The organism is Pararobbsia alpina (assembly GCF_965118125.1).
Lineage (GTDB): Bacteria > Pseudomonadota > Gammaproteobacteria > Burkholderiales > Burkholderiaceae > Pararobbsia > Pararobbsia alpina_A.
Window position 1 is genome coordinate 104,141 of the sequence record NZ_OZ221287.1, and the last position, 13,636, is coordinate 117,776.

Consider the following 13,636-nt stretch of genomic DNA (forward strand, 5'->3'; position numbering starts at 1 on the left):
GAAATCTCCATCGCCTTGCCCATCGGGGCCTGGGGCGACTGTGTCGCGCGGTTCGGCAGCTTTTTCCGTGAGGCAAAAGGAGGCTTTTCCGCATGACAGGCATCTTAGGGGGCGCATGCAAGCCGCAATCTGGCGAATAGGCGGGAAAGCGGCCTTCAATTCCACGTTTTCAGACAAGGCCCCGGTTCTAGAATCTGCTTCGTGATAAATCCGCCCGGAAGCGCAGCGCGCGCCAACGTGGCAACGCAGTGAAGCGGAGCAGAGATATGAACCCACGGAGCACTACGATCGAAGCCACGGCGCAGCTGGCCGGGCGCGTCGCACGCGCCGTCGGCCTGCTCGGCGCCGCGCTGGCGTTGCCGGCCCTCCCGGCGCTCGCCCTGCTGCCGATTCCGGCGGCCGCGCAGTCGGCGTCGGACGGCATGATCATGATTCCGGGCAACGGCGAAACGGCGGCGGGTGGCAATTCCACCAATGCTTACGCCGGTCGCGCCAACGCCGGTACGTATGCGGGCGCAAATGCTGGCACAACCGCAGGCGGCAACGCCGCGGCCGGCTATAACGCTCAAGGCGGTGCGTCTGCCGAGGCCGCACGCGCCGAAGCCGCATTCCAGGCCGCCTCGCGCGGCGCCCAGATCGTGATCCCCGGTAATGCCGGCGCAGGCGGAAAGCCTGCCGGCGTCACCGTCGAAACAGTGTCCGGCCCGACGACGCCGTCACCGGCAGCAGCACGCGCGGCATACATGGCCGTGTTGAATGGGGCGAATTCGACCGCCGCCAACCCGAACGGGACGAATCCGGGCGCGGCGAATCCGGTTGGGACGACCCCGACTGCGGCGAGAAGCACCCCATACAGCGCAAACGCGCTGGCTGCCAACGCCGCAGGCTCGAACTCGGCCGAGCCATCTCTGAATCCGGCTGTTGCGGCACTGCTTGCCAACGGGGCAAACCGCGCCAATGGGGCCAACCCGGCTGCCGGCACAGGAATCCGGCGCGTTGCGTTCAATCCCGCGACCGCCGCATCGAATGAGCCCTCGGCGCCGGTTGGCGCCGACCTCGCGCGCCTGCAACAGCAAGCCGCGACCGAACTCGCGCATGACGGCTCCGGTTCGCCGAAGACGGCCGTCAACGCCGCGGCGATCGCGAATTCGGGTGCAAATCTGAATGCAGCGAATTCCAGCGGCGCGAATATCGCCGCTGCGAATCTGAAGGCCGGCGCAACTGCCGGTGCGAAGGGCAACGCCGAAGCCGCGAACGCAAACGCAGCAGCCGGGGCCGGGGCCGCAGGCAAATCGAAACTCCAGTTCTCGGCCACGTCGAACGTGCCGACGGCGCGCACGATGCCGGCGCTCGAGACGATTCAGCCCGGCCAAAGCATGGGCACGGCGATGTCGCCAGCCGCGCGGTTTGCCGCAGCGGCAGCGACGAAGACCGCCATGGCGCAGAAGGAAATCAATGAAGAGGCTGGCGCCCAGGGCGACGGCATCAATACAGCGGCCATGGCCAACGCCAGCGCTGCCGCAGGCAACGGGAATCAGGCCAACGCGGCCGATGCCGGAGCGCAACAGGCAAACGGTCGAGCCGTTCGCCCCGCGCCCGCGGTGACCGTGCTGTCGTCCGATGGCCCGCCGATCGCACATTCCGTGACGGTCGAGCACGGCGGCGCTGCGCAGTTCACCCAACCGGCGCTCGCCGGCAAGCAAGACCCGGCCGTCATCATCAAGACGGTTGAAGATTTTCTGCGCCAGCAGGCCACCGGCCTGCCGGGCCACGTGACGATTGCCGTGCCGCCGATCGCGCCGCGCGGACTCGCCGCGTGCGACAACATTCAGGCCTTTATGGCGCCGGGTGCGCCGCTCTGGGGCCGTACGACCGTCGGCGTGCGCTGCATCGCCGACAAGCCGTGGACGTTTTATGTGGTGGCGCGGATCTCGGTGCAGGCGACGTACTACGTCGCGGCTCGCCAGATCAACGCGGGCGACGTGATTCAGCCGGGCGATCTGCTGCCGCGCGACGGCGACCTCGCGGTCATGCCGCGCGCGATTGTGACCGATCCGGCCCAGGTGATCGGCGGCGTCGCGCAGAACCGGCTCACGCCGGGCCTGCCCGTGCGCAGCGACCTGGTCCGCTCGGTGAGCGCGATCCAGCTTGGCCAGACGGTCAAGGTGGTGGCCGAAGGCAACGGCTTTTCGATCAGCGTCAGCGGCAGCGCAATGAACAACGCGAGCCCGGGCCAGCAGGTCCGGGTCAAGACCGACAACGGTGAAACGGTGGTTGGCACAGCCGCAGGACGCGGTGTTGTGCAGATCCCCATGTGACGTACATCTGGTAACAACTCTGCACCTTTAGTGTTACGCCATTGATTTAAAAGGAGTTTTTAGTAGGGAAGGAAGCGATTTGGCTGTCGGAAGCCCGGCACTGACCGGGGGGCTTTTAAAGTTGTGAGGGGCACTGCCGTTAAAGAAGGCAAGTCACTCAGAATTAGGAAGCTATCGTGAAAATCGATCCATCCGTCAGCCAGAACATCGCGGACATCGGTAGTACCGTCAAGGACAACGCCCAACGCGCCCAAAGCACGGCTGCCGCAGCAGCAGCTGCCGCCGCCAATGTCGCGCCGACGAACGTGCAAACGTCGTCGAACGGCACGAGCGATGTCAGCCTGTCGCCCCTTTCGTCGACGCTGCGTAGCGGCGGCACGAACGTCGGCGACATCGATGTGAATACTGTTCAGCAGATCAAAGATGCGATCAGCAAGGGACAGTTGCCCATCGACACGAGCAAGATTGCCGACGGTCTGATCGATTCGGTCCGCAGTTTTTTGAAAACGTCGTAACCCGGCGGGTCATGTGATCCGCCGTGTGCGGGGCGCCCTGGGGGCGATCCGCATCTCATCGGAGCACATGAAATGACTGCTGCATTGCTGGACGCCCTGCAGGACGAGCTCAACGCTGTCGAAGCCTTCACCGAAGTCCTCGAGCAGGAAGAAGCCGCGCTGATCGACGGCAACCTGATGGCGGTGCTGCCTGGCATCGTCGAGCGCAAGACCGATCTGACCGAAAAGCTCAGCGTGTTCGGCAAACAGCGCGAAGCCGCGCTGGCCCAAATGGGTTTGCCCGCGAACCGCGAAGGCATGACTTCGGCGATCGGCACCGACGAATCGCTCTCCACCGCCTGGAAAGCCTTGCTGACTTCGGCCGAGCGCGCCCGTGCGCGCAACGTCACGAACGGCCTGCTGATCAAGACCCGCATGGACTACAACCATCAGGCGCTGATCGCTCTGCGCCTGGCGGCTGGCGCGCCGGCGATTTACGGCCCGGACGGCCGTTTGCCGATGTCGATGCAATCGCGCTAAGACCCTGCTGCTTGTCGCGGACCGTTGTCATCGGTCCGCGCGTCGTCGTACCCCCTGCTATTCCGCGCACTCACGCTGACTCCGCCCGTTGCGGCGAGTCGCGTGTCGGCGGCGGCTACGCGTTTGCGCAGCAGCAACGAACGCTGTGCGACAACGCGTCGCCTTGCCGACCTTAACGAACGCGCACCGAATTCCTACCGGGCCCCAGCCTCCGTTGCGCTCCTGCTGAGGTCAGCGTCGACCTCAACGATGAGGCGCAATATGCGCTCGCGGACACCGTCGGCTGCCCACCCCGGCCCCACACCACCCATAGCTTTTCCAACCCGCATCGCCTGCAGGCTAATGGACTCGTCGGCTTGTCGGCTCTTCGGCTCTTCGGCTCTTCGGCGCTTCGGCTCTTCGGCGCTTCGGCGCTTCGGCGCTTCGGCTCGCGCGATACGCCGCTCTTCGCGTACCGCTTCGCCGTTTTGTACCCGCAAAAAAATAGCGCCGCAGCCGAAGCTGAGGCGCCATGCAGGTGGTGTTACAGGGTAAATCGGCGCTGCTGAATCGGGCCCCCTTGAACGGGGCCCTGTGAACTAGAACGCGTAGAACGGGCCCGGATGGCCGCTCGTGGTCGAGCCCGTGACTGCCGTGTAGACGTTGCGGCCGAAGAACGCGGGCAGGCCCCAGTCGAACGTACCGCCGCTGCCGCCGAAGTAGGCGCCCGTCGTGCCGGCCTGGTTGTTGAACGCGAAGTTGCCCGAGTTCGTCAGCGTGTCGGTGTTGGCGACCGTGAAATTGATCGTCGCGTTGGTACCGTTCACGCCTTCAACCATGGCGCTCAACGACTGCGTCGAGGTCGGGCAATAGAACGAAGTCGCATCCGCGCACGTCGCGATCGAAGCCGGGAAGAACAGCGAGTTCGAACCGCTATCGAAGAAGCTGTTCGTCAGGCTGTTGCCCTGGAACGCGGTCGTGATGTTGCCGCTGATCGAATCGGCCTGCAGCACTTGTGCACTACCCAGCGCATTGTTCGCCTGCGTTCCGATGCCAAATACCAGCACACCCGTCACGCTCGCAGAACCTGTCGCCGGTACCGCCGGCAACTCGACGATCACGCCGTTGTTGTCGACCGGGAACAGCGTGACCGGGTTGGCGACGAGCTGCGTCGAGGTCAGCGCCGTACCCGCGAGGTTCGTACACGACGTCGTGCAGCTGTAGTACATCGGCGTCGCATTGTGCCCGCTGTGGCAGTAGTAGCAGTCATCGACCGCCGTACCGACACCGAGCACACCGTTCGCGTGCAGCAATTGCGGCGTGTTCTGGTTCGCCAGATTTTCGCAGTTGTTCAACGCGGTCTGGATCGTGCCGTCGGCGTTGGTCTGCGTCGTCGTCGGCTTCGGTGTCGCCGGATCGTCGATCACCTCGATATTGAGGTTCGATGCCGTTTCATTCGCAACCGTCAGGCTGGCCTTGTGGATGCCGCCGAACGCGATACCGTCCGCAAACGTCATGCATTCGCCCAGCGCATTCGCGCTGCTCGGTGCGGTGACTTGCGGGAACGCCGCCTGCCACGTTGCCGTGCTGCCCATTGCGCTGTCGAGTGCCGACCTGAGCACGCGGAAACCGCTCGAGCCCGTATCGACCTGGACGTTGTTGATCGTCGCGCATTGCGACGGGTTCGACGGCGCGCAGATCTTCACCGTGACCATCGGCACGTTGGCCACGACCACATTGGTCGGCGCCGGTGCCGCAGCAACGGTAATCGTCGCTGCATTCGCGCCCGCGCTCGCGATCACCTGCGTGATCGTCGTGCTGCCCTGCACGGTCGTGTTTTGCTGCGTCGGAGTCGAAGCGGTTTCACCACCACCGCCACCACCGCCGCATGCGGCGAGCACCGCGCACACCGCGAGTGCGCCCCAGAGTTTGTAGCTATGCATGGCCGGCTCCTTAACGGATGACCGACGGGTCGACGCCCGCCGGGAGGAGTCGCGGCACATAGGCGTTGCCGACAAACGCTTGCGGGTGACCGCCCGACACGAACACGATGTCGCTGGTTGCGAGCGAAACCGGGCCGCGGCCCGGATTGGCTGCGCGCGCGACCTGATACGCCGCTTGCGTCTTCGTGAACACGTCGTCGCCGAGCAATTGACGCAGCGGCGGAATCGACGCGCCTTGCCATGCCACACCGAACACGACACCCGATGCGCTCACGTACTCGCGAACGATGGTGTCGTCACTCAAAGAAATCTGCTGGACCGAATAGCTGCTCGAGACTGCTGCACGCATGACCGCCGAATTGTTTTCGACGCTCTGGCGCACAGCGCCCATTCTGATGCGGTCTGCTTCGACCGAGTCTTGTGACTGGCCCAGCGTCGCGCATGCATACCCCGACCAGCACACGAGCCCCAGCGCTGCCGCCAGGCCGTAATGCCGTTTCAAACTCATTTTGGGTTCCTTAATATCGGGCACAAAAAATGCGCACGACCGAACGAAGTGTGAGATCTTCCAGCGCCGTCATGTCGACTACATGACGTTTCGCTTTCCTTAGCATTACAGACGCGCAAAACGTCCGTAATACCTGACTTACCGAATGAACTAAGACGACGAAGAGCCGGACGAGCGGGACCGGCTGACTTGTCTGATTAATTCGTTGGCGCTGCAGTCCAGCTTTGCTCACGCAAACGTGCGCGCAGCCGGGTTACAGCCTGGGAATGCAACTGGCAGACACGAGATTCGCTCACTTCCATCACAGCGCCAATCTCGCGCAGGTTCAAACCACGCTCGTAATATAAACTCATCAGCAATTTTTCACGATCCGGCAAGCGGTCGATCGCTTCGATCAGCGCGCTACGCAGGTTGTCGTCAAGCAATGCCGACAATGGGTCGGAGTGATCCACGCAATACCGGTCGAGGAACGGCTCATCGTCGCCACCGCGATCGAAGTCCTCGTAGTAGATCAACTGGCTGCCATGCAGGTCCTGCAACATGCCCTGGTAATCACCCAGCGGCATTTGCATGTGGGCGGCGATTTCGGTTTCGCTCGGTGCCCGTCCGACTTGTTGTTCGACTTCGTGCACGGCCTGCTCCACCTCACGCGAGGTCTTGCGCAGGCTGCGCGGCAGCCAGTCGTTGCTGCGCAGCTCATCGAGCATGGCGCCGCGGATTCGCTGGCTGGCATAGGTTTCGAACTGTGCGCCCTGGTCTTCCTTGTAGCGTCCCGCGGCGTCGAGCAGGCCGATCATGCCGGCCTGGATCAGATCGTCGAGGTCGACGCTCGCCGGAAGCTTGGCGACGAGTTGTAAAGCAAGGCGGCGTACAAGAGGTGCGTACTGCGTCAGCACCTCGGATTGCGTCACTTTTCCTTGAGGGGTGTACATCGTGTCTCTCCCCGATCAAACGGTCGATGCGAGCGGCGCATGCGCCGCGCGGCTTGTCATGCCGCGGGCTGGGGCCTGAACGGCCGGCCGCCACGGCCAGTGCAACAAATCGACCGCGATACGCCGGAAGTCCAGCGTTGCCGGCGCGGCCGGGAATGCCTCTACCACAGTGCGGTTCAGCAGCGCGGCGCGCGCAAGGCGCACGTCCAGCGAAACCGCGCCCGCGGGCGAGAAGGAAACTGCGAGGTAACGGCTGCCGACTGCCGTCAAATTCTGGTAGACGCTGTAGGCGTCGCTGGCGCTCGTCACACCATTGATCAGCACACGGAACTGGTGGATCGCATGGGCGAAGTGCAAGCGCTTCACGCACGCATACGCGCCCGTGATGGATTGAGCATTCGCACGCATGACGACGACCACGTCGTGTGCCTGCATGGCGATCGGCGACAGCGCGCCCTCGTCGTCGACCTTTGCATCGATGAGCACGACGTCTACGCCGCAGTTCAGCGATGCAAGGGTCTGCGTCGGGCTGCAGCCCGCGAGGGTGCCAAGCGGCGAGGCGATCACACGAACGCGCTCGTCGAATTGCGCCGAGATTTCTTCGATCGTCGCGTTGCCTGCGACGACATCGGACAGGGTCCGTGCACGATCGGCGCCGACGGCTTCGACGAGCGACTTCGCGTCGCACTGTTCGTCGATCACGAGCACGTCCTTGCCCTGGCGCGCGAGTGCGGCCGCAAGGTTGATCACTGCACTGCTGGTGCCTGCCTGTTCATCACCGCCGACGAGCGTGACCACTCGCGGGGCATCGCGCGCCAGCAAACGACGCAGACCTTCCGCTTGATCCAGGACATGCTTATCCAAGGCGAACCTCACTCAATTCAGCAGTTGAACGTGCTTGTGTACCGGTCATCACGACCGGAAAATCGTCGTCGGCAGGCGTAAATGGCGAGCTTTCGCGCGGGATGCAGAATGCGCTCTTCATCAGGAACGGCTTGCGTGCGACATAAAGGTTTTCAGGCACTTTCTGGCCCGTCGAGACGTAGTGCACCGGCAACTTGTAGCGAATCACCGTGTCGAGCACCGCGCCGATATTCGTGGCTTCATCGAGCTTGGTCAGGATGCAGCCTGCGAGTTCGCCCGGGCCGCCGGCCGGAGCCTGGCCGCGGTAGGCGTGGACCACTTCGTTGAGCGTGTCGCCGTGGCTCGTCGCATTCAGCAGCAGCAGGCGCTGAACCGGGCGGCCCGTGCCGCACAGCATCGCGACCTGTTCGGTCAGCGCGCGGTCGCGCTGGCTCATGCCGATCGTGTCGATCAGCACGATGTGCTTGTTGCGCAGTTCGTCGAGCGTCAGCTTGAGGTCGGCGGCATCCTTCACGGCATGCACCGATACGCCGAGGATCTTGCCGTAGATGCGCAGTTGTTCATGCGCGCCGATCCGGTAGCTATCCGTCGTGAGCAGGGCCACGCGCTCTGCGCCGAAGCGCATCACGCAACGTGCGGCGAGCTTGGCCGTGGTCGTCGTCTTGCCGACGCCCGTCGGGCCCATCAGCGCGTAGACGCCGCCCTTTTCCATCATGACGTCTTCGTCGTCGAGCACCGGCAGGTTGCGTTCGATTGCAGCCTTGATCCAGTCGAGCGCAGCAGCGGGCTCCTGCAGGTTCTGCGGCATGCGGTCGAGCAGCAGGTTCGTGAACTGTGCCGAGAAGCCCGTCGACAACACCGTCTTGGCGATCTGGTTACGCACCGGCTGACGGCGCTGACGATCCGACCAGGTCAGGCCCGCGAGCTGCTCTTCGAGCGCGCCGCGCATCGATTGCAGTTCGCCCATCAGCGACGCCTTCACGCGCTCGAGCAGCGATTCCTGGACTTCGGCAGCGGCCGATTCCGAGCGGCTTTGAACCACCGGTTCCGCACGTTCGCTTGCGCGGACGGGTTCGCGCTCGGCACGTTCTGCACGCTCGGCACGTTCTGCGCGATCAGCCTGGCGTTCGTTGCGTTCCTGTGCGCGTTCGATCAGGCGCTCGTTGAGACGCTCGGCGCTGTCCTTCGCATCGCGCGTCGACTCTTCTTCAGCCGAACGGGCACGGTGGTTGTACGGCGTTTCCGTCGCTTCGACCGAGTCGAACGAGAACGGCGACGGTGCGGGCAACTCGCGCTCTTCGCGCGCCGGTGCCGTGCGGCCGAGGCCCTTGCTTGCGGCTTCCGATGCCGTCAGCGGCATCACGTGCTGGTTCGCATTGGCAAGCGCGGCGCGAGCGGCCATGGCGCGTGCGAGCGATTCGCCGTGCATCGTGTCGTAGTCAGCCGGCGGCTCGCTCAGGTATTGCGGAGCGGCAGGCGCGGCGACGGGTTCAGGCGACTGACCGAACGTCGAGGCAAACGGATCCGCACCATAGGCGCCGGCGGCCGGCGCACGATACGGCGAAGGCTGGGCCGGAGCCGCTTGTGCAGCGCGCTCTGCAAACGCGGCCGACTGCGCGGCGCGCGTCTGTGCCAGACCGCCGAACACTTCGCTCGGTTGTGCGTCCGAGCCCGGTGCTGCGTAGGCCGTCGTCGACAGCGTGTCGTAGTGTTCACCGGCAAACAGCGCACCGGCGAGCTGCGCGTTTTGCGCGGCCAGGCCTTGCGGGCTGTGCGGGCTGATATAGCCCGTCGATTCCGGCGGTGTTGCGTACTGCGAAGCGTGGGGTGCAGCCGACGGCATCCCGGCGGCCAGTTCAGCGCCGGCGCCGTGCATCGACGCGCCGTTCATGCCCGAACCGTTCATCGCCGATCCGCCCATGGACGATCCGCCCATCGACGACCCGTTCATTGCCGATCCATTCATGCCACGGCCCGCTGCTGCACCGTTTTGCATCGACGAACCCGGCATCGGCTGGCCGCCGGCGTAACCGCCTTGCGAGCCGCCGTTGCCTGCCATGCCACCCGCGGCGCCGCCTGCCGTGCCGTAGGGCAACGCGCCGCCCTGGGCGTCGCGACGTGCAGTGCGCGCCGCGCGGCGCGCAGCTTCATCCGTGGGCGAGGCCAGCGAAGCGAGCTCGTCTTCGGCGAGCGCGGTGAGCTCGACGCCCCCTTCGATCGCACGATTCGACAAGACCACAGCGTCGTCGCCGAGTGCCTCGCGGACGAGTCGTAGCGCTTCGCGCGACGAGCCGGCGATGAATTTGCGGATCTTCAAGCTTGACCTCCAATCAACGTCGTCACCTTGATGGTCCGGGTATCAGGAACCTCGGCGTACGACAAAACTTTCAGTTGCGGCATGTTTCGCCGCAGGAAGCGCGAGAGCATCGCGCGCAACGGGTGCTGCACCAACAGGACCGGCGGGTTGCCGAGCATCTGCTGACGCTGCACGGCCTGTTCGGTCTGCTGCATCAGGTTGCTGGCCAGATTCGGTTCGAGACCGGGGTTCGGGCCAGCAGCCAGCGCTTGCGACAGCAGGCGTTCGAGCTGGCCGTCGAGACCGATGACCTGCATTTCGCCGGTGCCCGGGTACCACTGCTGCGTGATCGCACGGCCCAGGGACAGGCGAACCACAGCGAGCAGATCGTTGGCATCGGTGATGCGCGGCGCGTTGTCGGCGACGGCATCCAGAATCGTGCGCATGTCGCGGATAGGCACGCCTTCCTCGAGCAGGCCCTGCAGCACCTTCTGCAGCGTGGGCAGCGCGATCGTCTTCGGCACCAGGTCCTCGACGAGCTTCGGCGATTCGCGGCCGATGCGTTCGAGCAGCGCCGTGACTTCCTGACGGCCGAGCAGTTCGCCGGCATGCGTGACCACGAGGTGGTTCAAGTGCGTGGCGATCACCGTGCTCGCATCGACCACCGTGTAGCCGAACACCTGAGCCTGATCGCGCATGTGCTGGTCGATCCAGACAGCTTGCAGACCGAACGCGGGGTCGCGCGTCTGTGCGCCCGGCAATTGCTGCGAGACCTGACCCGGATTGATGGCGAGCCATTGACCGGGGTACGCATCGCCACCGCCCATTTCGACGCCGTTGAGTGCGATCCGGTACGTATTCGGGCGCAGTTCCAGGTTGTCGCGGATGTGGACGACCGGCGGCAGAAAGCCGATTTCCTGCGCGAACTTCTTGCGAATGCCCTTGATCCGCTTGAGCAGTTCGCCGTCTTGCGAGCGATCGACGAGCGGAATCAGGCGATAGCCGACTTCGAGGCCCAGCGAATCGACGAGCGTGACGTCTTCCCAGCTCGCTTCGGGCGCTTCACCGCTGGTAACCGCCGCGGTCGGCACGACCGTCAGCGCCGTCACTTGCGCTTCGGCGGCCTTCCGGCGCAGCGAGCGCGCGGCATAAATCAGGCCACCGCCGAGCGCCAGAAACGCGATGTGCGGCATGTTGGGGATCAGCCCCATGATCGCGAGGATGCCGCCCGTGATCGCAAGCACACGCGGATTCGTGAACAGCTGGTTCACGAGCTGCGAACCGATGTCTTCATCGGTGGCCACGCGCGAGACGATCACACCGGCTGCGGTCGAGATCACGAGCGACGGGATCTGTGCGACGAGCCCGTCACCGATGGTCAGCAGCGTGTAGTTCTTCGCGGCCGCGCCGATGTCCATGCCGTGCTGGAGCACGCCGACGATCAGGCCGCCGATGATATTGATCACCATGATCAGCAGGCCCGCGATCGCGTCGCCGCGCACGAACTTGCTTGCACCGTCCATCGAGCCGTAGAACTCGGCTTCCTGCGACACGGCCTGGCGACGCTTGCGTGCCTGGTCTTCGTTGATCATGCCGGCGTTCAGGTCGGCGTCGATCGCCATCTGCTTGCCGGGCATGGCATCGAGCGTAAAGCGTGCGGACACTTCAGCGATCCGGCCCGCACCCTTCGTGATCACCATGAAGTTGATGACCATCAGGATCACGAACACGACGATACCGACGGCGAAGTTGCCGCCGACGAGGAAGTGGCCGAACGATTCAATGACCTTACCTGCAGCGTCGGGACCGGTGTGACCTTCGAGCAGCACGATCCGGGTCGACGCGACGTTCAGCGAGAGGCGCAGCAGCGTCGAGAACAGCAGCACGCTCGGGAACGCGGCGAAGTCGAGCGGCTTCATGGTGTACATGCTGACGAGCAGCACCATGATCGACAGGGCGATGTTGAACGTGAACAGCAGATCAAGCAGGAACGCCGGCAACGGCAGGATCATCATGCCCAGGATCATGACGATCAGGACAGGGCCTGCCAGGGCCTTCGTATTTGCGCCGGTCAATGCCGGCGGCAGCTTGAGCATGGCACCGCGCGTGGTCATGCAACACTCCCGTGTTTATCGAGTTCGGCCGGGACTTCGAGGTCGGTCGGCGCGGTAGGGGCAACGGAGCCAATGCCGCCTTCAACTTTCCAGCGGCGCAGTTGGAACACCCAGGCGAGCACTTCAGCGACGGCGCTGTACAGCGCAGCCGGGATTTCCTTGTTCAGGTCGACGTTGTAGAAGAGCGCCCGTGCAAGCGGCGGCGCTTCGAGCACCGGAATCTTGTGTTCGGCGCCGATTTCCTTGATGCGGGCGGCCACGAGGTCCATGCCCTTGGCGATGACCTTCGGCGCACGCATCGACGAGTCGCTGTACTGCAGCGCCACGGCGTAGTGGGTCGGGTTCGTGACGATCACGTCGGCTTGCGGCACGTTGGCCATCATGCGGCGGCGAGCCATCGCACGTTGTTGTGCGCGGATCTTGCCCTTGATATGCGGGTCGCCTTCGCTTTCCTTGAATTCGCGCTTGACCTCTTCCTTGGTCATGCGCAGCTTCTTCGCGTAGCTGTAGAGCTGCCAGGGCACATCGGCGATCACCAGCAGCAGGAAGGCGAGGACGATCTTGCCGATGGTGCCGGCGACGATCTGCGCACCTTCGGTCATCGCGACGCCGAGGGGCTGTGAAAACAACTGGAGCACCTGGTCCTTACTGGCGACCACCGCCCAGAACGCAACGCCGCCGACGACGAGGCACTTGAGGATCGACATGCCCAGCTGGACGATCGTGTTGGCCGAGAACAGGCGGCCGATGCCGGAAATCGGGTTCAGGCGGCCGAAGTTCGGCGCCAGGGTCTTGGTCGTGAGAAGCCAGCCGCCAAGCGCCATCGGCGACAGGATGGCAGCGAGGTACAGGGCGCCGATCACCGGCGCGGCGCACTTCGCGCCCAGCGTGATGATGATCATGGCCTTGGGCATCATACGGTCCGGCGCCATGACAAATGCGCGGTCGAACGTGAACGCGGTACGCATGCCGACCTTGAGGTGCATGGCGATATTGCCGGCGTTCGCGTACACCATGCCGAAACCGGCGACGAGCAAAGCGAACGTCGACAGTTCGCGCGAACGCGCAACCTGCCCTTCCTCGCGCGCCTTTTCGAGGCGCCGGGGTGTCGCAGATTCTGTCTTCTCGCTATCGCTATCCTCAGCCACTTGCTTCTCCTGCCCGGCTCTCAGGATGAGTGCCAGTGAGGAGAATTATTCCGAATCGGGTCAAGTCACGATCTGAGGAGGAAAAGGGGGAAATTGGCGTATTTCATGGGATCAAACCCGTCGGTAAAAACGCCGGGAAACCCCTGATGGCACGGGCCTGAGACGGAATTCGGCATACCGGCGTTTAAAAAACGGGAGCACGAACGCGGCTTTTCGACGCTTAAGGTCGACAGATCGCTGCCGTTAACGATGCCCCGCTGCGCCGGAAACTCTTTCCGAACCCACGCCAGACGCCGGTTTGCGCGGTCAATCGCGCGCGGCAGGTAACAAAAAAGGGTGGCCGCGGCAGGCGGACACCCTTTTGACACCCTTGCTTCAGGCGACCCCGATCCGCGTCTGAAAAGTCTGCAGACGCGAGTTCAAGGCGATTGATTCGCTGGCCCCAATTGATGGATGCAAGCGACCGCGCGTACCGACGTCGGCACGCGCAGTGAGACCCT

At 64.2% G+C, this 13,636-nt stretch carries 10 protein-coding genes; 3 read left to right on the top strand and 7 right to left on the bottom strand.

Features of this window, described 5'->3' with window-relative positions; all coding sequences use genetic code 11:
* Positions 1-266 precede the first annotated feature (266 nt).
* The 3 genes from flgA to ACMFWR_RS00445 all read left to right on the top strand — a co-directional run bounded on the left by flgA (position 267) and on the right by ACMFWR_RS00445 (position 3,352).
* Positions 267-2,318 (top strand): flagellar basal body P-ring formation chaperone FlgA, encoded by a 2,052-nt coding sequence (flgA, locus tag ACMFWR_RS00435; RefSeq protein WP_413193103.1) that lies wholly within the window; start codon positions 267-269, stop codon positions 2,316-2,318.
* Positions 2,319-2,494: 176 nt separating this feature from the next.
* A complete protein-coding gene (gene flgM / locus ACMFWR_RS00440; RefSeq protein ID WP_413193104.1) occupies positions 2,495-2,833 on the top strand; it encodes a flagellar biosynthesis anti-sigma factor FlgM in 339 nt (112 codons plus the stop codon).
* 72 nt (positions 2,834-2,905) lie between these two features.
* Positions 2,906-3,352, top strand: coding sequence for a flagella synthesis protein FlgN (locus ACMFWR_RS00445; protein ID WP_413193105.1), 447 nt, complete (start codon positions 2,906-2,908; stop codon positions 3,350-3,352).
* 578 nt (positions 3,353-3,930) lie between these two features.
* Here the strand turns inward: ACMFWR_RS00445 and ACMFWR_RS00450 are convergent.
* From ACMFWR_RS00450 to flhB, 7 genes are all read right to left on the bottom strand, one after another.
* On the bottom strand, positions 3,931-5,274 hold the full coding sequence (locus ACMFWR_RS00450) for a DUF3443 family protein (RefSeq protein ID WP_413193106.1): 1,344 nt from the start codon (positions 5,272-5,274) through the stop codon (positions 3,931-3,933).
* Between the two features lie 10 nt (positions 5,275-5,284).
* Positions 5,285-5,782 carry a DUF2844 domain-containing protein gene (locus ACMFWR_RS00455; RefSeq protein WP_413193107.1) on the bottom strand — a complete coding sequence of 166 codons (498 nt, stop codon included), beginning with the start codon at positions 5,780-5,782 and terminating at the stop codon, positions 5,285-5,287.
* 197 nt (positions 5,783-5,979) lie between these two features.
* Positions 5,980-6,714, bottom strand: a complete 735-nt coding sequence (locus ACMFWR_RS00460; RefSeq protein WP_413193108.1) for an RNA polymerase sigma factor FliA — start codon at positions 6,712-6,714, stop codon at positions 5,980-5,982.
* A 15-nt stretch (positions 6,715-6,729) separates the two neighbouring features.
* Positions 6,730-7,578, bottom strand: coding sequence for a MinD/ParA family protein (locus ACMFWR_RS00465; protein WP_413193109.1), 849 nt, complete (start codon positions 7,576-7,578; stop codon positions 6,730-6,732).
* Positions 7,571-9,895, bottom strand: a complete 2,325-nt coding sequence (gene flhF, locus ACMFWR_RS00470) for a flagellar biosynthesis protein FlhF (RefSeq protein WP_413193110.1) — start codon at positions 9,893-9,895, stop codon at positions 7,571-7,573. Before flhF ends, ACMFWR_RS00465 begins: the two co-directional genes overlap by 8 nt.
* A complete protein-coding gene (flhA, locus tag ACMFWR_RS00475; protein WP_413193111.1) occupies positions 9,892-11,988 on the bottom strand; it encodes a flagellar biosynthesis protein FlhA in 2,097 nt (698 codons plus the stop codon). The genes flhF and flhA overlap by 4 nt, the downstream gene beginning before the upstream one ends.
* Positions 11,985-13,136: a flagellar biosynthesis protein FlhB gene (gene flhB / locus ACMFWR_RS00480; RefSeq protein ID WP_413193112.1), complete on the bottom strand. Its 1,152-nt coding sequence runs from the start codon at positions 13,134-13,136 to the stop codon at positions 11,985-11,987. Before flhB ends, flhA begins: the two co-directional genes overlap by 4 nt.
* Positions 13,137-13,636 lie beyond the last annotated feature (500 nt).